The sequence below is a fragment of the Mobiluncus curtisii subsp. curtisii ATCC 35241 genome (genome assembly GCF_000146285.1).
Taxonomy (GTDB): domain Bacteria; phylum Actinomycetota; class Actinomycetes; order Actinomycetales; family Actinomycetaceae; genus Mobiluncus; species Mobiluncus curtisii.
On record NZ_GL385912.1, the window covers coordinates 1811840 to 1835947 of the forward strand.

General features: G+C 54.1%; 18 protein-coding genes and 2 tRNA genes. 10 read left to right on the plus strand and 10 right to left on the minus strand.

The window, feature by feature from the left end; all coding sequences use genetic code 11:
• Positions 1-128: 128 nt before the first annotated feature.
• Both HMPREF0574_RS07795 and HMPREF0574_RS07800 read left to right on the plus strand, forming a co-directional pair.
• A complete protein-coding gene (locus HMPREF0574_RS07795; RefSeq protein ID WP_004008190.1) occupies positions 129-629 on the plus strand; it encodes a GNAT family N-acetyltransferase in 501 nt (166 codons plus the stop codon).
• Positions 630-737: 108 nt separating this feature from the next.
• Positions 738-2747, plus strand: a complete 2010-nt coding sequence (locus tag HMPREF0574_RS07800) for a M13 family metallopeptidase (RefSeq protein ID WP_036324974.1) — start codon at positions 738-740, stop codon at positions 2745-2747.
• On the opposite strand, the gene HMPREF0574_RS07805 is transcribed toward HMPREF0574_RS07800, so the two are convergent.
• Positions 2734-3429, minus strand: coding sequence for a hypothetical protein (locus HMPREF0574_RS07805; RefSeq protein WP_236585918.1), 696 nt, complete (start codon positions 3427-3429; stop codon positions 2734-2736). The two genes, HMPREF0574_RS07800 and HMPREF0574_RS07805, sit on opposite strands and share 14 nt — an antisense overlap.
• Positions 3430-3567: 138 nt before the next feature.
• On the opposite strand from HMPREF0574_RS07805, the gene pepN reads away from it, so the two are divergent.
• A complete protein-coding gene (gene pepN, locus HMPREF0574_RS07810; RefSeq protein WP_004008193.1) occupies positions 3568-6138 on the plus strand; it encodes an aminopeptidase N in 2571 nt (856 codons plus the stop codon).
• A 168-nt stretch (positions 6139-6306) separates the two neighbouring features.
• Here pepN and HMPREF0574_RS07815 read toward each other — a convergent pair whose 3' ends face one another.
• The 4 genes from HMPREF0574_RS07815 to HMPREF0574_RS07830 all read right to left on the minus strand — a co-directional run bounded on the left by HMPREF0574_RS07815 (position 6307) and on the right by HMPREF0574_RS07830 (position 13430).
• Positions 6307-8526, minus strand: coding sequence for a PTS sugar transporter subunit IIA (locus HMPREF0574_RS07815; RefSeq protein ID WP_248612674.1), 2220 nt, complete (start codon positions 8524-8526; stop codon positions 6307-6309).
• Between the two features lie 200 nt (positions 8527-8726).
• Positions 8727-10898 carry a 4-alpha-glucanotransferase gene (malQ, locus tag HMPREF0574_RS07820; RefSeq protein ID WP_004008195.1) on the minus strand — a complete coding sequence of 724 codons (2172 nt, stop codon included), beginning with the start codon at positions 10896-10898 and terminating at the stop codon, positions 8727-8729.
• A 166-nt stretch (positions 10899-11064) separates the two neighbouring features.
• The gene (gene ettA / locus HMPREF0574_RS07825; protein ID WP_004008196.1) at positions 11065-12747 is read right to left on the minus strand and encodes an energy-dependent translational throttle protein EttA; all 1683 of its coding nucleotides are present in this window, start codon (positions 12745-12747) and stop codon (positions 11065-11067) included.
• 110 nt (positions 12748-12857) lie between these two features.
• Positions 12858-13430, minus strand: coding sequence for a single-stranded DNA-binding protein (locus HMPREF0574_RS07830; protein ID WP_236585919.1), 573 nt, complete (start codon positions 13428-13430; stop codon positions 12858-12860).
• Between the two features lie 212 nt (positions 13431-13642).
• Here HMPREF0574_RS07830 and HMPREF0574_RS07835 point away from each other — a divergent pair.
• From HMPREF0574_RS07835 to HMPREF0574_RS07850, 4 genes are all read left to right on the plus strand, one after another.
• Positions 13643-13718, plus strand: a tRNA-Arg gene (locus tag HMPREF0574_RS07835).
• A 75-nt stretch (positions 13719-13793) separates the two neighbouring features.
• On the plus strand, positions 13794-15005 hold the full coding sequence (locus HMPREF0574_RS07840) for an ROK family transcriptional regulator (protein WP_004008198.1): 1212 nt from the start codon (positions 13794-13796) through the stop codon (positions 15003-15005).
• Between the two features lie 47 nt (positions 15006-15052).
• Positions 15053-15691, plus strand: coding sequence for an oligoribonuclease (orn, locus tag HMPREF0574_RS07845; protein ID WP_004008199.1), 639 nt, complete (start codon positions 15053-15055; stop codon positions 15689-15691).
• Between the two features lie 130 nt (positions 15692-15821).
• Positions 15822-15893: transfer RNA gene (locus tag HMPREF0574_RS07850), tRNA-His, on the plus strand.
• 392 nt (positions 15894-16285) lie between these two features.
• Here the strand turns inward: HMPREF0574_RS07850 and HMPREF0574_RS09635 are convergent.
• Complete coding sequence (locus tag HMPREF0574_RS09635) at positions 16286-16534, minus strand: hypothetical protein (RefSeq protein ID WP_146741545.1); 249 nt, start codon at positions 16532-16534, stop codon at positions 16286-16288.
• A gap of 98 nt (positions 16535-16632) precedes the next feature.
• On the opposite strand from HMPREF0574_RS09635, the gene HMPREF0574_RS07855 reads away from it, so the two are divergent.
• From HMPREF0574_RS07855 to HMPREF0574_RS07870, 3 genes are all read left to right on the plus strand, one after another.
• Positions 16633-17565, plus strand: coding sequence for an alpha/beta fold hydrolase (locus HMPREF0574_RS07855; RefSeq protein ID WP_004008200.1), 933 nt, complete (start codon positions 16633-16635; stop codon positions 17563-17565).
• Positions 17566-17960: 395 nt separating this feature from the next.
• Positions 17961-19391 (plus strand): hypothetical protein, encoded by a 1431-nt coding sequence (locus tag HMPREF0574_RS07865; RefSeq protein WP_004008202.1) that lies wholly within the window; start codon positions 17961-17963, stop codon positions 19389-19391.
• A 187-nt stretch (positions 19392-19578) separates the two neighbouring features.
• Positions 19579-20652: a bile acid:sodium symporter family protein gene (locus HMPREF0574_RS07870; protein ID WP_004008203.1), complete on the plus strand. Its 1074-nt coding sequence runs from the start codon at positions 19579-19581 to the stop codon at positions 20650-20652.
• Between the two features lie 136 nt (positions 20653-20788).
• On the opposite strand, the gene HMPREF0574_RS07875 is transcribed toward HMPREF0574_RS07870, so the two are convergent.
• The 4 genes from HMPREF0574_RS07875 to HMPREF0574_RS07890 are packed head-to-tail and all read right to left on the minus strand — an operon-like array spanning position 20789 to position 24108.
• Positions 20789-21016, minus strand: coding sequence for a LysR family transcriptional regulator (locus HMPREF0574_RS07875; protein ID WP_236585920.1), 228 nt, complete (start codon positions 21014-21016; stop codon positions 20789-20791).
• A complete protein-coding gene (locus HMPREF0574_RS07880) occupies positions 21003-22577 on the minus strand; it encodes a glycerol-3-phosphate dehydrogenase/oxidase (RefSeq protein ID WP_004008205.1) in 1575 nt (524 codons plus the stop codon). The genes HMPREF0574_RS07875 and HMPREF0574_RS07880 overlap by 14 nt, the downstream gene beginning before the upstream one ends.
• Positions 22574-23188 carry a TetR/AcrR family transcriptional regulator gene (locus HMPREF0574_RS07885; RefSeq protein WP_004008206.1) on the minus strand — a complete coding sequence of 205 codons (615 nt, stop codon included), beginning with the start codon at positions 23186-23188 and terminating at the stop codon, positions 22574-22576. Before HMPREF0574_RS07885 ends, HMPREF0574_RS07880 begins: the two co-directional genes overlap by 4 nt.
• Positions 23185-24108: a diacylglycerol kinase family protein gene (locus tag HMPREF0574_RS07890; RefSeq protein ID WP_004008207.1), complete on the minus strand. Its 924-nt coding sequence runs from the start codon at positions 24106-24108 to the stop codon at positions 23185-23187. Before HMPREF0574_RS07890 ends, HMPREF0574_RS07885 begins: the two co-directional genes overlap by 4 nt.

The window sequence follows — 24108 nt, forward strand, 5'->3', positions numbered from 1 at the left end:
ACCCAATCGCCTGTTTTATCTGAATTCGGTAGTGACGCGACCGGTTGTTCCCCCAGACCGACAGAATGATTTTATTCAGCAGCCGGCAAAGACTACCCAGCAGGTACGAAACATGAAACAATTGGGATATGTCCAAGCTGTCCTTAGAAGCCCCGTCGACCGATGAGTTGACGGCAACAGAGCCAAAGTCAGAAATTAAGATTGCCTACCGTCCGATAACCCGCGATGACGTGGTGCAGATGTCGCAACTGCACGCGGTTGCCTATCGGGATGCCGGGTCGAGTGCTGCCAGCCAGCTGAATTTGTTTTGGGATGGCGCCTACGGTCCGCTGTTGACTGAAGCCACCCTCGGGGCCTGGCACGAGGACAAACTGGTCGGCGTGGTTATCGTGTTGCACCAGGCTCCTGATGAGTGGTGTACCGCCGACGGAAACAGCGACCAACCCTATATTGCTGATTTGTTTGTAGATCCTGAGTATCGTCGTCAGGGCATTGGTTCGGGGCTGGTGATTAATGCTTCCCGAGCTGTGGACGCGTTGGGGCTTGAAGCTCTGACGCTACAATTGGACATATCCGCCGCTCCCGAAGCGATGCAGCTGTATGACGCTCTAGGGTTCTCAACACGTTGAGTTCTGCGGGGATGTCGTCACCGATACGGTCGCAAAGTCACAAGTTTTGTCGGTGACGTTGCCGGGGTCGCTCGGAAAATTTTGGTGTGGCACGGTAGGGTTGAACCCATGACAAAGAACCCACTGTTGGGGATGCTTGACCCCGCTGATTTTGATGAAACCATCCGCCCCCAAGACGACCTTTACCGTTACGTAAACGGCAAATGGCTGGCGCGCACCGAGATTCCTGCTGACAAGGCGAGTTACGGTTCATTTCACCTCTTGGCTGAAGAAGCGGAAAAGCAGGTCCGTACCATCATTGAAGATTGTGTCGCGGGTCGTATCACCGGGGAACTGAGCGGTCTTGCTGCCAAAGTTGCCTCCCTTTATGGCTCTTTCATGGATGAAGCCACGGTGGAAGCAGACAGCACCGCGAGCTTGCAACAATTACAGGCTCCCCTAGACCACGCCACCACGAAAGCGGAACTGCGTGACTTGTGGGCACAGACTTTTGCGGAAGGCACCTACGAGGGATTCTTTGATACCGGCATCGACATTGATGTGAACGATCCCGAACGTTACGTCAACTATTTCGGGCAAGACGGTTTGGGTTTGCCCGAACGCGCCTACTACTTGGAAGAAAAACACGCCAGCCTATTGAATCAGTATCGCCAGCACATTGCCCGCATGTTCACCCTGGCCGGATATGCTTCACAGTCCGCAGCTGCGGACGCGGCTGCTAGAATCGTCGACTTTGAGACGGAGATTGCGAAACTACATTGGGATAACGTGAAAACTCGCGACACGGACGCTACGAACAACCCAATGACCTGGGACGAACTGGCTGCCAAACTGCCGCGTTTTGACCTGGGAGCCTGGCGAAAGGCTTCGGGATTACCTGACAAAATGTTTACGGAAGTCAACGTGAGCGAACCGGATTTCCTCGAAAACATGGATCAACTCTGGGATTCTACCGACTTTGAGACGCTGAAATGGTGGATGCTGTGGCACGCTTTGAACGGGCATACCTCCCTGCTCTCCAGCGAAATCGTGAATGCGGACTTTGAATTTTACGGGCAAAAGCTGGCAGGCAAGGAGCAGCTGCGGGAACGCTGGAAGCGCGGAGTTTCCCTGGCGTCCTCCGTCATGGGCGAAGCTTTAGGCAAACTTTATGTGCAGCGCCACTTCCCTGCCGAAGCTAAGTCTGCTATGAGCCACCTGGTAGATAACCTCATTCAGGCTTATCAGGATTCCATTGCGGTTTTGGATTGGATGGGACCGGAGACGCGAGACAAGGCGCTACAGAAAATGCGTCAGTTTACCCCCAAAATCGGCTACCCCGACAAGTGGCGGAATTATGAGAAACTCCAGCTCGGCGACGGAACGCTAATGGATAAGGTTCACAATGCCAGCGTATTTGGGACGAATTTTTGGATTGACAAGCTGGGTGGTCCAGTCGATCACACGATTTGGCACATGACTCCGCAAACCGTCAACGCTTACTACAATCCGACCGAAAACGAAATCGTGTTCCCCGCCGCTATCCTGCAGCCCCCGTTCTTTGACAAGGATGCGGATGCAGCGGTGAACTACGGTTCTATCGGGGCAGTTATCGGACATGAAATCGGGCATGGTTTTGATGACCAGGGTGCGAAGTTCGACGGCACCGGCAAAGTCGAAAATTGGTGGACTGACCAGGACCTAGCCGAGTTTGAGAAACGCACCCATGCGCTAATCGACCAATACAACGCTTTCGTCCCCCAGGGGCTGCCTGCAGAATTCCATGTCAACGGCGCGCTGACTATCGGGGAAAACATTGGCGACCTGGGTGGACTCGACATCGCTTGGAAAGCCTACCTGTTAGAGCTCAAGCAGCAGGGCATTGCCGACCCGGCAGATGCTCCGGTTATCGAGGGGCTCAGCGCTGCCGAACGTTTCTTCCTATCCTGGGCACTGTCCTGGCAGACAAAGGTCCGCCCGGAAATGGCCAAACAACTCATTTCTGTTGATCCCCACTCCCCGGCAGAGTTCCGTTGCAACGGTGTGGTCGCGAACCTCGACCTATTCGCGGATACTTTCCAGACCAAGCCCGGAGAAGCCCTGTGGCTGGAGCCGAATCAAAGAGTCAGGATTTGGTAGGTGCGGGGCTTGGTTTCGGCTTGGTGCCTTTCACCGGGTCGTTCCAAGTCCAGGTTTTCAGCACGGAATCAATAATCGGCTGATAGGTCTCCAGCGCGTAATCAGGGACGTCTTGTTTCAAGGCGTAAGCATGATTATTCCCGGAGACCAAGGTCATAAACGCGGTCATTTCGACCTCTTGATAGACGTAGCTCCACTTCATTTCCAGGACGTTCAGTCCCTCTACTTGGGTCGGGTTCAGTACCGTAAACTTCTTGTAATCCTTGTAGATGGGATCCTGTTTCAGGTTCTTTTGCACTTCATCAGGGTCGGAATTCGCTTTGGCGTGATCAATGACCATGACGGGAACGTAGCCGTTGAGGGCTTTGTCAGAAGCGAGCGACAGCACCACCTGTGCGTCTGGCAGCTTGGAACCGCTAATTGCATCGTAAGCATCCAGGTAGGATGACGGAATCTGCACCCGAAAAGCCCCGTCCTTACCGTTAATCCAGCCCTTTGGGGCCGGCGTGGTCACAATGGTGGAGTTCCATTGGGTAGAGGTCTCAGAGTCTTTCTTTGCACAGGCACTCAATCCGGTCAAAGCCACTGCGCTTAAGAGAATTCCCACGAGGACACGCCGCCCCCCGCGGAGTTTCGAGGCTGAAATCTGGAAGTCAAAATCGCCCGCGGTTTTCCGTCTCAACGCAAATACCTCCCCTTGCTGTTCGCGCCCGGACCACAACCTAAGTCTAGTTTAACTGTAATCTGTACGCTGAAACTTCATCAAAAAGGGCTCAGACGTGGAAGAATATATACCGATTGCAAACTCAAAGGAGCGTAAATGCCTGGAACTAACCTAACCCGCGTCGAAGCCGAGCAGCGTTCGGAAATCGTCAGCGACGTTCACTACCGCGTACACCTTGATTTAACTCAAGGAGAGCAAATTTTTCATTCCGTGACCGAAGTTGACTTCGCTGCCCAGCCAGGGGCTTCGACTTTCATCGACCTCATTGCCGATTCCGTCACCGAAGTGATTTTGAACGGGACAGCATTAGACCTCTCGAATTACGCCGATTCCCGAATTTTCCTGCCAGATTTGCAGGAACGCAACAATCTGCGGGTGACGGCGAATTGCGTTTACATGCACACCGGTGAGGGGCTGCACCGTTTCACGGACCCCGAAGACGGCAAATCTTACGTGTACTCTCAGTTCGAGGTGCCGGATTCCCGTCGCGTATATGCAGTTTTTGAGCAACCCGACATCAAAGCAGACTTTACCTTTACTTTCGTGGTTCCCCCCGAGTGGAACGCATTCTCCAACTCGCCCACCCCGGAACCTGAAATCGCCGCTGACGGCGTACGCACGTACCGTTTCACCCCCACCGAAAAAATCTCGTCCTATCTGACCGCCGTTATTGCAGGTCCCTACGTGGGAGAAACTGGCGAAGTAACCTCGTGCGATGGCAGACGCATCCCCTTGGGAGTCTACTGTCGTGCCTCTATGGTGAAGCACTTGGATGCCACTGATGTTATGGACATCACCCGCGCTGGTTTTGAATTCTACGAAACCGCTTTTGAGCGCCCCTATCCGTTCCGTAAATATGACCAAATTTTTGTTCCCGAATATAACGCCGGGGCAATGGAGAACGTGGGCTGCGTGACATTCCGCGACGAGTACGTATTCCGGTCCCGCCCGCTACAGACCAGAGTGGAACGCCGGGTCGTGACCATTTTGCACGAACTGGCTCACATGTGGTTCGGTGACCTGGTCACGATGAAGTGGTGGAACGACTTGTGGCTCAACGAGTCTTTCGCTGAATTTGTCTCCACCAAGGCCACCGCGGAAGCAACTCAGTGGAAGGACATCTGGACGACCTTCTCGTGTTCAGAAAAGATTTGGGCATACCGTCAAGACCAGCTACCCTCCACCCACCCGGTTGTGGCGACCATCAACGACCTGGAAGATGTCCAGGTCAACTTTGACGGCATCACTTATGCAAAAGGTGCCTGTGTGCTGTCCCAGTTGGTGACGTACGTAGGTTGGGATAACTTCCGCCTGGGGATTAAGGAATACTTTGCCAAGCACGAGTGGTCCAATGCCACTCTGACAGACCTGCTGACCGAGCTGGAGGCCACCTCCGGTAAAGACTTGAAAGCCTGGTCGCGCAAGTGGCTGGAAGAAGCCGGTATGACGTGGCTGCGTCCCGAAATCCAGACGGACGACAGCGGAGAGATTACTTTCCTGCGCATTGTCCAAGAGCATTTCAATGCCGATGCCACCCCGCGTCCGCAGCATATGGCAGTATGTGCCTACAACTTGGAACAGCACGATGGCAAGACCGTGTTTGTTCCCGGTCATCGCGAGGAATTCGACATGGAGGCCGAGGAATACATTCTTCCCGGCTTCTATGGTCCGCGCCCCGACGTCATTCTGGTCAACGATGGGGACATGGCTTACGGCAAAGTTCGGTTAGATGAACAATCTTTGCGTACGGCTTGTGAACATATTGACGCCTTCACTGACTCACTGACTCGATCCCAGATTTTGTCGATTCTGTGGGACATGGTGCGTGACGGCGAGGTCGGTGCTTCTCACTATGTTGATACCGCCTTGCAAGCCCTCATGGTAGAAACTCACCCCATGGTGGTTTCGGTCACCTTGCGTAATCTGGATACCTGCGTTGAAAGTTACCTTGCTGCGGAGAACCGCGAAGCTGCGGCTCGAAACGTCTCCTCGCGTCTGCGGATGCTGTCCCGCCTGGCCAAGGCTGATTCGGATACCCAACTGCAGCTGGTTCGGGCTGCCGCTCGTCGAGCACAGTCCCCCGAAGACGTCGCTGCCAGTGCCGCCCTTCTGGATGGCAGCGAGACCCTCACCGGGCTGTTGGTAGACACAGAGTTGCGTTGGAATCTGCTGACTTCTTTGGCAGCAGTGGGACACGTAGACCGTGCCGCTATCGAAGCTGAACTAAGCAATGACGACACCGTGAACGGGCGCGAACGTGTCCTGCAAGCCACGGCTTCTTTGCCCGATTCGGCGGTAAAGGCTGAGTTCTTTGACCGCGCTTACAGCGATACCACTCTCACGAACGACCAGTTGGCGTCCATCATCGCCGGTTTCAATCGGACACCCGACCCGGTGCTGTTGGCTCCTTTTGCTCAGCGTTACTTTGAGATGCTGCGGGAGACTTATGATGGTCGTACTCACGAGATTGGCGAACAGCTCATCGAGGGCATGTATCCAGCCGCGCTGGTGGGATTTGAATCCAGTGGCGTGGATGTCCTGGCACTCACCCAAGAATGGCTCTCGAACAATGCCGACGCGCCTGCGGCTCTGCTGCGGATGATGCGCGAGAACCAGTCCGGCGCCGAACGCATCGCGAAAGCTCAGCAGCGCGACCGCGAAGGGTAAAGTCTGGCGGGTAGCTCTCTGTGCCCGCAAAAGAGCGGAGAGCAAGTCCCCCGTGGACACCAGAATACTTAGGTCCCAGGAGCTATTGGCTCCTGGGACCGCGGTTTTTATTGAAATGCTTCCCGCTCCGCCGGGCAATCTTAACAATCCTGATATACATGCCTCAGGTTAATGCGAACGCGATTGGTGATTAGCCTTCGGGTGAGTCTCTGCCGGGGCGACCGGAACCCGCGGTGGGGGCTGGGGCGCGGAAAAGTTTTGCGCAGTCGGAGTGTTCTGCGGCATTGCCGCGGAGTTGTAAGCGGTGGGATACGCGTAGCCGTTTCCTTGGTATCCATATAGTTGGGGATTATATCCACCGTTGTACTCCGGTCCGTACTCGGGATAAGCCGGATACCCTTCGGGGTAGCTCGGCGCCTGGTATCCATAGGGATTCTGGGCATATCCCTGCTGGGTATAAGCGGGATTTGGCGTGGCAGCGACTTCAGAATAAGGCTCAGCCGAGGGTACCGCAGGCTGCGGAGACTGGGGCGCGGGTCTGATTGCTGGTTCAGTTCGCACCATCCGCGGTTCCCGGGTTGCTTCAGGTTGAGTGATAACGGGTTGAGCGGCAACAGGCTGCGTGGCGACAGGCTCAACGATACCTGGTTGGTTCGGAACCGGTTTTGTCGGAGATACCTTTGCCGGTGTCGATTTTGTCGGTGCTGGTGTTGCCGCGACTGGCTTTGCGGGCATCGGTTGAACCGCTGCCGGTTTTGCCGGAGTGACCTTTGTGGTGGTCGCTTTTGTCACCACTGGCTTTGCCGCAGTCGCCTTTGCAGGAGTTCGCTTTTCCGGAGCCGGAGAAACCGCGGAAGTATCTTCACTAACTGGGGTCGACGCACCGGTCTGTGTGGAGTTATTCACAGCTTCCGATTTCTGACTCACGAGGACCGGAGCGAACTTCGCGTCACCGGAATTGTTGGGGATGCCCATAAACGGTTTCGTAATGTAGGACACACCAAATCCACCCAGGCGCAATCGTTTCCCTTTTGCCTTTACTGTGAAAATAGCAATCATGACGTAAATCGCAGCGTAAATCACTCCCAGGATGAGCAGCACTAAAATGCCTGCACCGGTTCCCATCCAGCGCAGCAAGTCCAGCATGCCGGGACCGCCTGCCCAGCCAATAGTTACGCCGAAAACCGCGGTGAGAGCGTAAGCAAACGCCGAGGCTCCCGCATGTACCAATAACAGACCAGGAGCCGCGAAAAACAACAGATATAGCGCTGGTTTGTCGGCACCTACCACGAACGTGCTGGCAATCAGGAACCAATACATGATGCGCCAGTATTGACGATTGCTGCCCTTCAGCTGCAGCCACAACACCAGGAACAGCGCTGCCAGCCCAAACGCTACGACCGGGTAGCCCCCGGCGAGGAACAGGGCCTGCTGCCCCTCCATCTGCGTACCTCCGTACACAAAGCAGCGGTAGGAACCGTTGAGGGTGTCGCCCTGGGTTGTTTGGCATCTGCCGTAGAGATTAAAGGGCGCAACGTTCAGCAGGGAGCTAAACCCGGCGACCTCCGCAAAAGGATGGAGCAGACCGTAGATTGCAGCTCCTAAAGGACCTGGAGTGGACACCATTGCCGTGCCAACTGCCACGGCAATGAGCAGATAAAGCAGTTGGTAACACACGCCGACCAGAATGCCGAGGACCACTCCCCCAGTCGCGGAAATCATCACCACCAGAGGAATCCCGCTGACCATTCGAGCCCAGGGAGCAATTTTGCGGAATCGGAACTCGCTCCAGCAACCAGCCACCAGGAATCCCACCAAGATTCCACCCATCAGCCCCAAGTCAACAGCGGAAACCTCCCCTTGTGAGGATGCCGCACTGTATCGAGACAAAGCCATTGTGGCACCCAGGTAACCAGCCCAACCGCCCAGCACCGCAAGTCCGATGGCGGCGTTAGCACGTTTAGCGGCCGCGAAAGCCAACAGAAATGCCACGACCAGAGGAAAATAGGACTCTACCGTGGTACCAACATAGTAAAAGATGTCCGCCACAGGCAATATCGCCGGAAACAGTTTGCCGAATCCCTGATCTCCAAGGATATGCCCCTGCCCTAGGCGTAAGGACATTTCAGATGCGCACAGCACCAATATCGCGACAAACAGATACTGCAGGAACCGTTCGTACCACCCTGGTGACAGGAACCTAGCGAAATGTTGCCGCTTACCCGCAGTCTCCGGGGCTTTGGCGTCTTTCGGACGTTTCGCTGATTTCTTTGCCGCAGCGGAATTTTGGGCTTTTTGCTTGGCTTTGCCTGTTCGGCTCTGAGCACCAGAAATGCGATCCGATTCCACATCGGATACCGCGTCGGCTGCTTTGCCTTTGCCCGCCACGCTGGCACTTCCTTTCCTCAGCATCTCCAGGTCAGACTGTAGTCACGGATACCGCAGCCAACAGCTCTCTCAATTTTGCCACAAATTCTGCCCGGAAAATGTCTTTCGACGTGCTATTAAAGGATTGCAAAGTGGCAACCCCAACGCGACGACTTCGCGACAGAGGCTACGGCTTTGAAAATATAATTCCTTTCAGAACATTAGTTTTCAGTGTTTTCCGGATGCTGCGGATTCACCAATTCGCGCATCGCTTCGCAGATTTCGCCTACTCCCACGTAGTATTCCAGCTCCTCCACTTTGACCGAACGTCCCAGAGAATCCGTTAGCGGAATCCGCCAGTTCGGGTATTCGTTATTCGTACCGGGCTGGTTTTGCATCCGCAGGTCTCCCACTGCGTCGACCAAGCTGACTACAGACAGCTTTGCCGGGGTCATGCCAATGAAACGGTGTAGCGCCAAAATGAGCTCGGACTCGGTCGGATATTCATTTTCCAGCAGCCCCATGTTCCGCAGCATTTCCACCAACTTCGAGATGTCGTCATACAGAGCGTCCTTGGCTTGTTCGAGGGGCTGTGGCAGAATCCCCAAACTGTCCTGTACTTCCAGGTGGACGGCACGGAGGAATCCCAAGGTCGGGGGCAAATCGTGAGTATTGACAGCTGCCATGCACATTTCGCGGTATTGATCCGGATATCTGAAATCACTACCGTTGCGTTCAAACCACAGCACCGACGTGCCCAGAATACCGCGATCTTTCAGGTAATCACGGACCCAGTCCTCTACTGTTCCCAAGTCCTCCCCGACCACTACGGCGTTAGCTCTGGCGGCTTCCAACAGCATGATGCCCACGGTAGCTTCGTGGTTGTAACGAACGTAAGTACCCTCGTTGGGGTCAGCTCCTTGCGGAATCCACCACAGGCGAAGCAGCCCCATCACATGATCGATGCGCAAAGCCCCGCAATCGGCTAAGGCACGGTGAATAATCCCTCGCAAAGGTTCCCAATCGTGAGTCGCCATATAACGCGGGTTCATCGGTGGCTGGGACCAGTCTTGACCCAGCTGATTGTACATATCCGGTGGCGCACCCACGCTCATAGTACGCACGAAAGCGTCCGGGATGGACCACACGTCAGCACCGCACTTGTGCACCCCGACCGCAAGGTCGTTCATGATGCCAATCGTCATACCGGAGTTCTTGGCAGATTCTTGAGCCGCGTGAAGCTGCGTGGAGGCAATCCATTGCAGCCAGCAATAGAACTCGACTCGTTCGGCGAGTTCCTCCCGCAGCGCCGCCACACGAGGGCTGGAAACATCGGCAACGTCATCTTCCCAAGGTCCCGGGCCGAAACGGTCATACAGGGCGCACCACAAAGCAAAGTTTTGCAAGTCTTGACCTCGCACTGCCACAAAATCGCTGAACTCTGCTTCGCGGGAGGGGCTGCGTTTTACCTTAAAAATGACTTCCAGGGCTTCACGTTTGGCTTTCCATGAACGATCCCGATCGATGTATTTCACCGCATCAACGGGGAAAATTTCATTAGAGGCTTGAGCGAAAGCGACTTTCACCAGAGATTCAGAAGTGGAATCTAACTGGCTGTATTCCGCAATGTCATCAGGGCGGATGTATAGCGGGTTCAGGAAACGCCGCGACACCGGCAGGTAGGGAGAGGGCGTGAGAGGCACGTTAGGCTCGCCCGCATGCAACGGATTGGTCAGCACGAAGTCTGCGCCTTGGCGCCCGAAAATTTCAGCGATATGACCTAAATCGTGGAAGTCTCCCATCCCCCAGGAACCGCGAGAAGACACTGAATACAGTTGCGTCATCACGCCCCAAGAGCGAGAATGCTCCAGGTTCCCCAAAGGCAGCCGATCCGGAACGACCGCAACCTGTTGGGAAAATTCGCCTTCCACGGTCTTGGCATGCAGGGTATGGTAGCCCCATTCGGTGCCTTCAGGCAGGCGGAACGTGGCCTCACCACGCCTGCCTTCGGGACCAAAGTCACGGGGCGGAACCCAAATATCTAGCTGTTCCAGCGGTCTGGTATCGCCGTTTTCAGTCTCCAGCCAAACTTCCAAACTGGTGCCATCAGGCACGTGAACCGGAATGTTCGCTCCGTGAGACTGCCGTACCACCAGCCCTTTCGGAAGCGTGGAAAACCAGTATTCTCGATCCAGCGACTCATAGGCACGCCCAATGTCATCACAGCTTTGCAGCGTAAAGCCGAGGGCATCAATGACTCGAACCAAAGTCGATTGCGACACCTCATGGTAGTTGCCCGCAAAATCCCAATAGTCCGTGTCCACCCCCAGTCGACGGGCTAAGTCCTGGACTTGGGGCAAATATCCTTCAAGATAGTGCGTTGTTTCGGCCACTGTATCGATTCCTCAAAAATCCGCTCGCTGATTGCCACACGTCGCAACCACTACCGGTACGACACTGGACGGTTTACATTAACTAATTCTAACCGCTCAAACCCGTTAGTGGGCAAGCACACGGGGTGCTATAACGTTTTTCAGTGACTTTTGGGTACGTTTACCCTCACCCGCGGGTCAGTTTCCGATAAACCACCCGATGCGGTCGGGCAGCTTCCGGTCCCAGACGCTGAATTTTGTTGGCTTCGTAGCCCTCAAAGTTGCCTTCAAACCAGAACCATTTAGCCGGATCTTCCTCGGTACCCTCATAAGCCAAAATGTGCGTCGCCACTCGGTCCAGGAACCAGCGGTCGTGGGTGACGACCACGGCACAACCGGGGAACTGCAACAGGGCGTTTTCCAACGATCCCAAGGTTTCAACATCCAAGTCGTTCGTTGGTTCGTCGAGCAGCAGCAGGTTTCCGCCCTCTTTCAAGGTCAGAGCTAGGTTCAGGCGGTTACGTTCCCCGCCGGACAAAACACCCGCAGGCTTCTGCTGGTCAGCTCCCTTGAACCCGAAAGCGGACACGTAGGCACGCGACGGCATCTGGACCTTACCCACCTCAATATAATCTGCCCCGTCGGAGACAACCTCCCACAGTGTCTTTTCCGGGTCAATGCCCGCGCGAGTCTGATCGACATAAGAGATTTTCACGGTTTCCCCGATTTTCAGGTCACCGCCGTCGAGGGGTTCCAGCCCGACGATGGTCTTAAACAGGGTCGTTTTCCCGACCCCGTTAGGTCCGATAACTCCCACTATGCCGTTTCGGGGCAAGCTGAAGCTCAAACCATCAATCAGGGTACGGTCGCCAAAGCCTTTCTTGAGGTTGGTTGCCTCCAGTACCAAAGTGCCCAACCGCGGCCCCGGCGGAATCTGGATTTCTTCGAAATCAAGTTTCCGCGACTTCTCAGCCTCCGCTGCCATCGCTTCATATGCCTGCAAACGAGCCTTTGACTTGGCTTGACGCCCCTTAGCGGATTGGCGCACCCACTCCAGCTCTTCTTTCAATCGTTTTTGGAGTTTGGCGTCTTTACGACCTTGGACTTCCAAACGCTCCTGTTTCTTTTCCAAGTAGGTGGAGTAGTTGCCCTCATAGGGGTACAGATGACCGCGGTCGACCTCCGCAATCCACCCCGCCACGTGATCCAGGAAATACCGGTCGTGAGTGACGGCAATGACCGCTCCCTTGTATTGGCTCAAATGCTGCTCTAGCCACAGCACCGACTCGGCGTCCAAGTGGTTGGTTGGCTCGTCAAGCAGCAGCAAATCAGGGGCTTCCAGCAGCAGCTTGCACAAGGCGACCCGGCGGCGTTCCCCTCCGGAGAGGGTTTTCACGTCCGCGTCTGCCGGCGGGCAGCGCAACGCGTCCATCGCCTGTTCCAACTGGCTGTCGAGGTCCCAGGCATCAGCAGCATCAATAGCTTCTTGGAGCTGACCCATTTCTTCCATCAAGGCATCGAAATCTGCGTCCGGGTCTGCCATTTGGGCTGAAATCTCGTTGTATCGATCCAGCTTGGCTTTGATTTCCCACACGCCTTCCTCGACGTTGCCCAGCACGTCCTTTTCCTCGTTAAGAGGAGGTTCCTGCAAGAGGATACCTACCGTATATCCGGGACTGAGAATGGCTTCACCATTGCTGGGTTCATCCAAACCTGCCATGATTTTCAGGATGGTCGACTTACCGGCACCGTTAGGACCTACCATGCCAATCTTGGCTCCGGGCAGGAATGCCATCGTTACGTCATCCAAAATGAGCTTATCGCCGACTTTCTTGCGGGCCTTTAACATCGAATAAATGTACTCTGACATGCAACTTCCTTACAGTTTCGGTGAGCCGAGCAACATCTGGCCCGGAGGTCTATTGGGGGTGGGGTAAAAACCCGCACCCCCAATATGCTAACGGAAATCGCAAATCTTTTTCAGAATGGTACCGCGTCAGCCCCGACGCTAATCAAAGATTCCTCATCGGCAGCTTCCATTTCAACGTCTAATTCGTCAAGAATATCCGCACTCTCCACGAGGTCTGACTCCGTCTGCGCAAATCCCGTATCCCTCACGGTGTTCAAAGAGTCCGCGGGAATGTCGAACTTGCTCGATTTCGCAGAGTTTTCCTCGGCGCTGGTTTCCTTGGCATATTTGATGTTTATGGAAGGAGTATGTACCAGGTCTACCCCAATATGGGTCAGGTGCAGAGCCAGTTCTGGGCGTTTTTCGACGACGCCAGTCGTTTTATCGGCGTGTTCGTAAGTCCCGGGCACTAAACGTCCCTGCGCAACCACCGGATCGCCCTTGTGCAGCGATTCCGCAATGTTGACGGCGAAAGTCCCCCAAGCTTTGCAGTTGAACCACGTGGTTTCCCCGCTGGTCCAGTTGCCGTTAACATCACGATAACTGGCGTTGCAGGCCAGAGAGAATCGGACCCAGTGCGTACCGGCGGAGGTCTTGCGCAAAAATGGAGTGTTTCCCAAATATCCGCTTACTGTTACTGTCATGGAGCTCATTTTGTTTTCCTTTCCCGAACGCCTCTGCGCTCGTTACTGTCGATAGCTGTCAAGCAAACAGCTCTCAGTTCGAGGGTTTCGCAAAGGTTTGTCATGTCCAACTAAATATTTTTTTGCCTGTGGATAACCCTTTTATGCACAGGGGAAAAAACCGCGGAAATAGGCTAAACTGGTCGAGTTAACAGATTTTGTTTAACCGGTAAGCCTTCGTAGCTCAATGGATAGAGCAACGGCCTTCTAATCCGTAGGTTGTGGGTTCGAGTCCCACCGAGGGCGCCAACCCTCCCGAAATATACCGATACCGGTATTCAGTTTGTGGGGGAGGCTGACCATTGATAGGGAAAAATCACTAAAATGGGGTTCGTGACTATGGAAAACCTTTTAGGCCCCGGCTCCCCCTCGTCTCTGCGCGTAGCGAACCAAAAGCGAGTTTTGTCTGCCATTATTGATGCCGGAGGGATTTCACAGGCCGAGATTAGCCGTCGCACCGGTCTGGCCCCCGCGACCGTTTCTAACATCGTTCGCGAACTGACCGAAGCCGAAATTTTGCGTCTGGCGGAGGCCGCATCAGGTCGACGCGGCAACACGATTGCGTTCGCCCCCGAAATTGGTTACGCCATGGGTGTGTCTCTGGAACGTGAACAGGTACGAGTCGGGATTGTCACTCTGGATCACGAGATTGTGGATACGCAAGTCATCCCCCTTCCCCCAGAGGCTAACGCAACCATTAATAAGGAAATGTCAGTTGCCCTGTTCGACTCGATGATGGCAGCCAAGGGGCTGGAAAACGCTCAGATTGTGGCTGGTTGCATCGTAGTTGCCGATGCGGTGCGTTCGGATGGTCGCATGTCCAACTACACTTCCATGATTCCAGGACTTAACGGAATCAACCTGGAAGACATCGCTCAAGAAGTTTCCCCTTTCCCAATTCTGACCGAAAACGACGCGAATGCCGGGGCTTTAGCTGAGCACATGTGGGGAGTCGCAAAGGACGTCGATGATTTCGTCTATGTTGAAGCCTCGTCCGGGATTGGCGCCGGCATTATGGCAGGTGGCAAAATCTTGTACGGGACCGGCGGGATTTCGGGAGAAATCGGACACTTCCCGATTCCGAGCCATCATGAGTTATGTAAATGTGGAGGCAGTGGCTGTCTGGAGATGATTGCCTCGGTCAGCGCGATTATGGCTTCGCTGCGCAGCTTGGAGATTCCAGTCCACACGCTGAGGGACCTCTATCGACTGATTGAAGAGGGCGACGTGCGGGTCACTCGGCGTATTCAAGAAGCCGGTCGTGCTATCGGTTACGTCTTGGCGCAAGTGTGCAACATTTTGAACCCAAAGATGATTGTTATCGGGGGCGAGCTGTCCTTTGCAGGCGAGAGTTTCTTAAACCAGATTCGGGAGACGATTAACCAATTCGCCCTGCCGGATTGCGCCGCCGACACAACGTTGCGTCTGAGCGCTTTAGGTTCGTCCGCTCCCCTGCGTGGCGCGATGGCGAAAGCAGTTTCGATGGTGGATCTTGACGTGATTTTGCAACGATTCCTGGCTGACGAAAGCAACTAAGCCTTTTGCTGGTTGGCGAAGATTTCGCCACCAGAAACAACTATTGAATGGGAGATGAGTACCGTATGGGAAACAAAAAAACCGACCCGATGGTGTGGATTGATTGCGAGATGACCGGGCTCGATTTGCATGTTGACGAGCTGATTGAGGTCGCTGTGATTGTCACCGATGCCGAACTGAACCCGCTGGATTCCGGTATCGATTTGCTGATTAAGCCCAGCGCGACCGCGATGAATCACATGGGAGAATTTGTCCGCGAAATGCACACTAAGTCAGGGCTGTTGGCGAAACTTGATACCGGTTTGAGCGTGGAGGAAGCCGGTCGTCAAGTTCTGGACTACGTGAAACGCCTGGTCCCTGAACCCGGAAAAGCCCAGCTGGCGGGCAATTCGGTACATTCTGATAAAGCGTTCTTGGCGAAACAGATGCCGGAGCTCATCAACTGGTTGCACTATCGGATTATTGACGTGTCTACTCTGAAAGAACTGGCGATGCGCTGGTATCCAAAGGTGTACGGTTTAGCTCCGGAAAAAACCGGCAATCATCGAGCTTTGGGCGACATCATTGATTCCCTCAACGAACTGCGCTATTACCGTTCGGTACTGCTGCCGGCAGGCGAGGGTCCCAGCACGGAAGAACTGCAGAGTGCAGCCGCCCACATTTTGCAGACTTCGCCTTTCAAGTAAACAGAGGTTTTTTGCACAAGTTCCCCCGGTAAGGCGGTAGGCAAACAACGGTTTCGCAGTAGGCGGGGCACGAGTTTCGCCTGAGCGGCAAAATCCGGTAAGATAGGGGGGTTGCTTTTCGCAAGCGATGGTGGCTGTAGTTCAGTGGTAGAGCACCTGATTGTGGTTCAGGATGTCGCGAGTTCGAATCTCGTCAGCCACCCGACTGAGAGAGCGTCTCAAGCCGAAAGCGAAGCTTTCGAGCTCGAGACGCGAACGAGGGAGGGTATGCAAGGCGAGCGGAGCGAGTCCTTGCTAATACCCGGACGCCGGTCAAGGCATGCGCCTTGACCGGCTTTTTCGTGTCTGCACAGCAGGCGGTGTCTCTCTCGGCAAGCGCGTCGTAAGCTTGCTTACGTAAGCGGCTTGTTGAGAGAGGCGCGCGGCGGGCGAAGCCCGCCACGAAAAAGCCGCAAGGCATTTGCCGCTTCGGCTAAGGGATGCGCAAGCCGACGTGAAAACGGCGGGTTGCGCACCCAGACCTAGTGACAAAACGAGGAAATGGTGCGCAAGCCGCGCAGCAGGTTGAGCACCCAAAGACCGAGAATTTTTCCACTACAAAAGCGAAGCTTTCAAGCTTGAGACGCGAACGACCAATTTCACTTCTCCCGTACGCAATTCTCTATAGCCCGAATCATCCCTACCTGCATCTTTACCAAAGAGCGCATAGGCATGAACACAAATCCCACTTTGAAATCGGTCGTTCATGCACAGCGGGCATAGTTCTGCTGTACCCGAAATCCCCGATAACTCACGACGCATCATGACAGTAATCCATTCGCCCTGCTGCACTGGCACCATCACCGAGGCAACGTGTTCGCTGCAAACCCGGTATAAATCGACCGAAAATGTGTGAGGATAGGAGCGTCCACCCGATACGTTACCCCACGAAAGGACGCGCAATGCTGCACGAAATTACTTTCCCCTCTTTCAACGAACGAGACACCGTTTACGGCTGGATTTACGTTCCGGCGGCGCAGCCGAAAGGCATTGTTCAGCTTGTTCACGGTTTCGGCGAGCATTCCCGCCGCTATCTGCACCTCATCGTCAATCTGTTGGAGGCAGGCTACATCGTGGCAGCTGACGACCACGTTGGCCACGGTAAAACCGCTGTCGAGAACGACCGTTGGGGCGACTGGGGCGACAAGGGCCCGCACACGATGATGGAGGACGAGCACCGCCTGTCCGTGCTTGTGAAAGAAAAATACCCAAACCTGCCACTGTTCTTTTTCGGTCACTCTATGGGCTCGATGATTGGACGAGACTACATGGTGAAATATGGCAACGAACTCGCGGGAATCACCCTGTGCGGCGTGACGGGGCGCTTCCCCGAAACGGACGCGGTGATAGCACGGCTGCAAGAGCTGGTGGCGGCTGGCGAGGGTGAAAACAGCGATCCCGGAATCATCCAGCAGTTCTTCGGCTTTTCTTTTGCCCGCATTCCCGAGGGCGTAAAGATTGGCAACGAGTGGATTTGTGAGGACCCTTACGTGCAAAAGGATCACGCCGAGGACCCTTTTGATGCCTTCACCAAGCCGACGTCGAACCGTTCCATGCTCGATTTCGCCCAGATGCTGAAACAGGTCGAAGGTCCGCAGTGGGCGGAGGCGGTCCCCCAGGACCTGCCTGTTTACCTGATTGCCGGCTCTGAGGATCCCATCGGCATGTTCGGTACCGGGTTCATGGAGGTCGTGAACTGGCTGGAGGATACGGGACACCAGACCCAGGCGCAGCTCTATTTCGGATATCGCCACGAAATCCACAACTACACGGACATAAAAGACGAAGTAGCCTGGGGCATCATCGACTTCTTCGACGATATAGTCGCAGCCTAACTGCATTTAGGAAAAAAATTAATCATCTGGTGGCTAAGCGTCCAGATTGGTTAAACCAACGATTAAAGATATGTAGGCATAGGTTACTCTGAGCACTCACGACATTACACGCCGAAAATAGTGTATTTACACTTGAAATAACCCGCCGTAAAATAGGTATTATATTACTGGTGCGAACCAGAAGGGATATTTCAAATGATTAACGTTCCGCGTCGCCTAATTACCCTGGTCGCAGCGTTTATCCTAGGGTGTTCACTGGGCACATCCAGCACTTTTGCAGATGGTTTCAAGGGTGAGACAGGGCTCACCACCGCCACAACAGCGAAAAATGTAACCTCCACCCAAAACTCCATAGTTTTGCTAAACAACAATGGAAAATACGAGGAGTTATAAACGTGAGCGAAATATTTATTGGATCCAACAATCCGTCGATATACACCCAGCAGATTTCTCACACCAGAATCGATTCTACTTCAGAGTCGAATCTAAGCAATTCTCGTTTACGGGCTATTCTGGGAGACGTTATAGATATTAACAGCGAAGCGCACTTTATCGCTGACGCTTTTAGTAATCTATCTAAAATTGATACTATTCTACACCGTTCAAAGGACTCACTAACTGAACTTGTCACAGATTACAATCATCGCCGGGATTTAATACTTAAAGCCTGCTCAGCAAATGAGGCCTATAAAGCTAACGAACATAAATTGTTAGAAGCTCTCGACTCTGAATTTAGGGAACGCATTTCTAGCTACGCCGACGATTGTGTCGGTCTCATCAACAACGTCGCCACCAAGGCGGCGTCTAGTGACGCCAGCTTGGTGGCTATGGATTGGATTTCCGGATATAAAGGTAGCGAAGGACTATTTCTGCGCGATTCAGAGGCTCACGGCATCAAAACCGATATCATCAGCTTCTTTACTCAGGCTCTCAGCGATTCAAAGGGGAACATCCCCACTGAAAACAACCAACGCTCTGATTATCATGGTCAATATCTCACTGCTGCAGACTTAACCGGATCGTCTTTTTTTCACAAGCTAGAAGTGTTCGCCCGCACAGTTTCATCCAAACAAATGCAGCAAGATAATCTCAGGATTAACGAAGCAAACGAACGTAAGAACCGTCCTCACAATGATGTACTTGCCGCTAAATATGCTTCATCCGATTGGCGCTGGGCTACACGCTTGGATATTAAAGTTTGGCAACATGATTACCAAATCGCCGCAGCACGCCTCGAAGATACTTCTCATTTAGACGGTTTTTCAGATGCGTTAAAACGTATTCTAGGTCGTTTTGACGCCTCCGCCAGTGTATATAACAAATATACCGGTCTTGATCCCGAAGAAGGTCCAAGCCTCGGTCTACAAATCGAAGATGCAGCGAACACCTTGGGTAAAACTACTCTCACGCAAGGTGCAGACACCTTTACAAAATACGTATCTCGCATCGATACAATTGCAAATTCATTGTCTTCAAATCAAAAAGCTCTGTTGGGTGTAATGTATGCAGATGCAGAGTCTATCGGTAACGATAAAGCATTTCTCAAAGTAGATGCTTTTGCTAAAGCATTAGCGACTCATAACTTCCACGGCTTTAAACTTGGCAATATAGGAACCGTCAAAGGAGTACATTTACTCAATCAACTCCGATGGTATCTCGATGATGAATCTAGCACCGGCATTCCTCGGCCCAACTTCTCCAATTCACTCACGCTTAATGAACAGATGGCTATAATTACCAACAAATATTTACCTTGGATGGTGCAGTCAGAACCCACAAAAATGAAACTCGTTGACTCGGCACTACGGAAACTCCATAACCATTAGAGGAACCTATTAGGTACACCCACACCCACCGGCATACCGCGTCGTAGCGAGCATCATCAATCATTGACCGACCGACAAATGCTATTTTAATCAAATTCAAACCTCGTCTTTGGTTTGGTAACACCATCTTTATCTCATATATTGATACAGCTATCCGCTATATGGACAAAACGACTATAGTCGGAGCATGACTACTCAAACAAATACTCGAACTGATAACCAATCCGTAGCGCCAAAAGCGCTTACCCCCGAAGATCGCAGCGCCCTAAAGGCCGTGACGATTTTCCCAGTTCTGATTATTGCGGCAGCCCTGTGGGGATTCTTTTCCCCCGCTACAGCTGGGATGCTTACTCCGCACGTCGCGATTCTTTTGGGTGTCATTATGTTCGGAATGGGTCTGACCCTAACGTTGCCGGATTTTCGTTTGGTATTCACCAGACCGTGGCCCATCCTGCTGGGTGTTGTCGCCCAATACGTCATCATGCCCGCACTAGCGGTATTAATCGTTACTGTGCTACGTCTCCCCGATGCCGTAGCTGTAGGTGTGATCCTGGTCGGATGCGCCCCCGGTGGCACCTCGTCGAACGTGATCTCTTACCTCGCGAAAGCTGACGTAGCTCTTTCCGTCACCATGACCGCGATTTCTACACTGCTAGCTCCCATGATGACCCCGCTGCTGACGCAGTGGCTGGCTGGTAAATATATGCCGTTGGATGCCGGGGCGATGGCGGTGAGCATCGTGAAGATGGTGCTGGTTCCCGTTGTGGCTGGCTTGGTGCTACGACTGGCTTTCCCCAAGTTCATCAACCGAATCCTGCCGGCTCTCCCCTGGATCTCTACCCTGGGTATTTCCGCGGTTTTAGCAGGTGTGGTCAGTGCCTCCGTAGACGCCATCAAGGCAACCGGGCTGCTGGTTTTGGTCGCGGTCATCCTGCATAACATGCTGGGTTACGGCGTGGGATACGGCTTCTCGAAGTTGCTGCGGGCGGATAACCGGGTGTCACGCACGGTCTCGATTGAAGTCGGGATGCAAAACTCTGGCATGGCTGCCACTCTGGCAAAGACCCACTTTGCGATGACTCCCGAAGCTGCCCTGCCCGGCGCTATCTTTTCCATCTGGCACAACCTGTCTGGGGCATTACTCTCGGTCATTTACCGTCGCATGGCTGAACGCGAAGCCGCTCGCAATGCCGAGACATCAACGAATAAATCCCCACAACCTGAGAAAGAGGTTACGACCGCACCCGTAAGTGTGGGCTAAACAACAACCATACAAACAAAATTCTGGATTCAGATAGGGTCGTTCCCACAGAACGACCCTATCTGGCAGTTAAACCGCCCGACCGACCCTTGTGACGTCTCACCGTTCACGCATGGAGACTCACCGCAGGCGGTCCTCAAGCACCGGGGATTCTCGCGGCGCGATTAGCTGCCAGCACCCCATCGGTGCGGGTCAAAGTCAGATGCGCCGTGCCCTTACTGGGAAGCTGCGGCGCGGCGGCAGGAACATTTGGGACATTATGATGCTTCTTTGCGGTCAATCGGTGTATCACCCGAGCCACCACCAGGGGATGACGAGCCTGTACCTTTGCTATCAACATAAGCATCCATTTAGGCAATGACATCGTAATTCCCCTTTTCGGCTATTTCGGCAATAATCTCCTGGACTTCCGCATCCACCCGAGAGGCATCGTCTTTCACCAGCCCCAACCTGGTACGACGCTGCAAAATATCCGCAACATTCATAGCTCCCTCGTGAGTCAGCGCAAAAGCTACCTCGGCACGCGTCACATCGGTACCATCCAAGTATTCCAAAGGTCGGGCAATCTCTGCCTGAGCCACCAGCGGCGCTTCCCTCCCAAACCGACGCACCAGAGGCTTGGGTAAACCCACCAAGGCATCACGCGAAACTCCCCGGAAGTCCGGGTGACGATGCGCCCCGATTATCGGCAAGTCCCTGGTACGGCAAGCTCCGGCGCGAATCCCGCTTGCAGCCAGCACTCGATCCAAGCACTGCTCAGCCATCAGGCGGTACTCCGTGTATTTCCCGCCCACTACAGAAAACGCGCCTTCACAGGAACGAATCAGGGCGTGCTTACGCGATACATCTGCCGTTGCCCCTCCCTCACCGCTATCAATAAGGGGTCTTAGCCCGGTAAACGTCCCGATTACATCATCGCGACTCAAGGGCTGTTCAAGAGCGAGGTTGATGTTACGCAGCAGAAAATCGATATCTGCATCCGGAGTCTCAGGCACGTCAGGAATCGGACCGGGATTATCCTCATCCGTCAATCCCAAATACACCCGATGGTGCGGTGCCGGCAAAATGAACAGATAGCGAGAGATTGACCCCGGCAACGGTACCGTGAGGGAACCTCGCGGATTCCCCAGACGTTCGGCACTGAAAATCAAATGCGTGCCGCGAGAAGGACGGATATGAATATCCGTATCCAGTCCGGCAGCCCACACGCCCGTCGCATTAATGACCGCTCTAGCGGGAATGACCCCCGTCTGACCACGTACCGTGTCGCGGACCTGGACCTCGTGAGCAGACATCCGCAACGCCTCCACGCGGGTCAGAATTTTCGCACCGTAACCGGCAGCGGTCCGCGCGATGGCAGAAACAATACGGGCATCATCCACCATTTGACCATCGTAGTTAACCCAAGCGCCGCGCAATCTGTCTCGTGAAACCGCAGGACACAGCGCCAATGTCTGTTTAGGTGACGCGTAGTGTGAGTGAGGCAAGACTCGACTCGAAGTCCCTGCCGAAATCCGCAGCAAATCCCCGGCGATGAAACCAAGCCGCATCGCGGACTTCTGAAATAAATTCGTATCTGCCCCCAAGGCCGTCACTTGCGGCAAAGAGTGAATCAGGTGTGGCGCCGTACGGGTCATCAAGATTCCTCGTTCCACCGCCGAATTGTGCGCAATCTGAAGATCCATCTTGACCAGGTATCGCAAACCACCATGCGCCAGCTTGGACGACCAGCGCGACGTCCCGAATCCCAAATCATGTTTCTCAATTAATACCGTGTTCAGCCCGCGAGTCACCGCGTCCAAAGCCGTACCTACCCCGGTGATTCCTCCCCCGATTATCACCAAATCCACCGGTTCGTTCGCATTCATCACCTCGTCAAGGTCGTTGCGACGCCTTGACGCATTGAGAGCAGCAGAAAATTTCATGGTAACAAATACTCCTTTAGCAGTACTTCTAGCTGTTTGGTCCACACGTCAGCGTCGTCTCTCACAGCTCGGAAAATATTTTGTTGTACGGCGGCGGTCTGCACTGACACCACCACAATCGCAGCGAGTACACGCGGGTCTTCATCGCGCAACTCAGTGTTACGGGACATCTGTTCCAAAATCTGTGCCAGCAAATCGATAAATCGGGTTTGTACCCGACCTAAGCGTTGGAATTGATAGGTTTGCAACAGTTGCGGATCGCGCTCAATCATGGCAGCGAGCAGCTCATTTTGCTGCAAATCATGAGCGGCTTGTACCAGGATTTTCACCAACTCTTCCACCGTCTGTGGTACCGTTTGCAGCCGCTGCGCCAATGGCAGTAATTCTCGTGTCAGAGTGTCAGCAGCGAGCTGCGTCACATTGTGGTAGCGGGCATACACGGTGGGGCGCGATACCCCAGCTTCGCGGGCGACCTGAGCGATGGTGGTGCGCGAAAACCCATTGCGGATGAGGCTATCTCGAGCAGCTTTTTCAATAGCCTGGTCGATAGCCATTTCATCCGGCTTGTGTTCCCGCTGCGGGGATTTGGAGCTGAAACCTGGCGTCTTCATGAGCGTGGCACCAGGTAGTATCCGGCGTGGGGAACGGCTGTGCACTCGATGGCAGAATCAAAGTAGGCGTCTCCGTCCGCATAAGCGGTGACTGCGGGCATCTCGATGCGGATTACCTTGCCACGTGCGGTCTGTGCTTGGGGTAATCTCCACCAGGTGCCGTTGCTATAGGCACCCGCATGGCGCAACATTCCCAGTTTCGTCAGGTCTCCCAAAATGGAAAGTTCCAACAGTCCGTCTCGAGGATTGGCATGGGGGCACACCTTCAGACCTCCCCCGTATGACTTGGTATTCCCCATTACGCAGGTGGTGATTGGACCGGAACAGACCTCCTGCCCATCGACATATATGCGGGTATTGTGCGGGCGAAACCGTACCCATTCAATCAAAGCTGCCACAACGTAGCGTGTAGCTCCCCGCGGAAAAGAAATCGTGTTGGCACGAGCCGATGACAATGAATCAAACCCCATGCAGGCAATGGTCCCGAAATACTTCTCCCGCCCTTCCTCATCGCGCATCAGACCGAGGTCCGTGCGGGTGGCGTAACCGGAAGTAATGACCTTGACGGCGTGCCGGGGATCGAGCGGAATACGATACTCCCGAGCATGATCGTTTCCAGTTCCAGCTGGGATTATTCCCAACGGCACAGCGGTTTTCGCCTGCGCTTGCAAAGCCAGGCTGACCAGACCATCTCCCCCACACACCACCAGGGCATCCAGAGACCTATCGTCAATGCTGCGCCGAATCAGTTCATCGGACTCCTGGGTGGAGGCTCCCGCCAACACCGTTACTTTCACTCCCGCCTCCGCAAAAGCGCTGTGGGCGAGTTTTGCTGCGGCACTGCTTTTCCCTTTACCCGCAGCCGGGTTCACCAGCAGGGCAATATGCCGAATCTCGTGACGATCAAACGTTTTTTCCAT

Bases quoted from the DNA above. Each gene is read 5' to 3' on its own strand.
- HMPREF0574_RS07795 (WP_004008190.1), top strand. From the start codon at position 129: ATGTCCAAGCTGTCCTTAGAAGCCCCGTCGACCGATGAGTTGACGGCA.
- HMPREF0574_RS07800 (WP_036324974.1), top strand. From the start codon at position 738: ATGACAAAGAACCCACTGTTGGGGATGCTTGACCCCGCTGATTTTGAT.
- pepN (WP_004008193.1), top strand. From the start codon at position 3,568: ATGCCTGGAACTAACCTAACCCGCGTCGAAGCCGAGCAGCGTTCGGAA.
- ettA (WP_004008196.1), bottom strand. From the start codon at position 12,747: ATGTCAGAGTACATTTATTCGATGTTAAAGGCCCGCAAGAAAGTCGGC.
- HMPREF0574_RS07830 (WP_236585919.1), bottom strand. From the start codon at position 13,430: ATGACAGTAACAGTAAGCGGATATTTGGGAAACACTCCATTTTTGCGC.
- HMPREF0574_RS07840 (WP_004008198.1), top strand. From the start codon at position 13,794: ATGGGGTTCGTGACTATGGAAAACCTTTTAGGCCCCGGCTCCCCCTCG.
- orn (WP_004008199.1), top strand. From the start codon at position 15,053: ATGGGAGATGAGTACCGTATGGGAAACAAAAAAACCGACCCGATGGTG.
- HMPREF0574_RS07855 (WP_004008200.1), top strand. From the start codon at position 16,633: ATGCTGCACGAAATTACTTTCCCCTCTTTCAACGAACGAGACACCGTT.
- HMPREF0574_RS07870 (WP_004008203.1), top strand. From the start codon at position 19,579: ATGACTACTCAAACAAATACTCGAACTGATAACCAATCCGTAGCGCCA.
- HMPREF0574_RS07875 (WP_236585920.1), bottom strand. From the start codon at position 21,016: ATGTCATTGCCTAAATGGATGCTTATGTTGATAGCAAAGGTACAGGCT.
- HMPREF0574_RS07880 (WP_004008205.1), bottom strand. From the start codon at position 22,577: ATGAAATTTTCTGCTGCTCTCAATGCGTCAAGGCGTCGCAACGACCTT.
- HMPREF0574_RS07885 (WP_004008206.1), bottom strand. From the start codon at position 23,188: ATGAAGACGCCAGGTTTCAGCTCCAAATCCCCGCAGCGGGAACACAAG.
- HMPREF0574_RS07890 (WP_004008207.1), bottom strand. From the start codon at position 24,108: ATGGAAAAAACGTTTGATCGTCACGAGATTCGGCATATTGCCCTGCTG.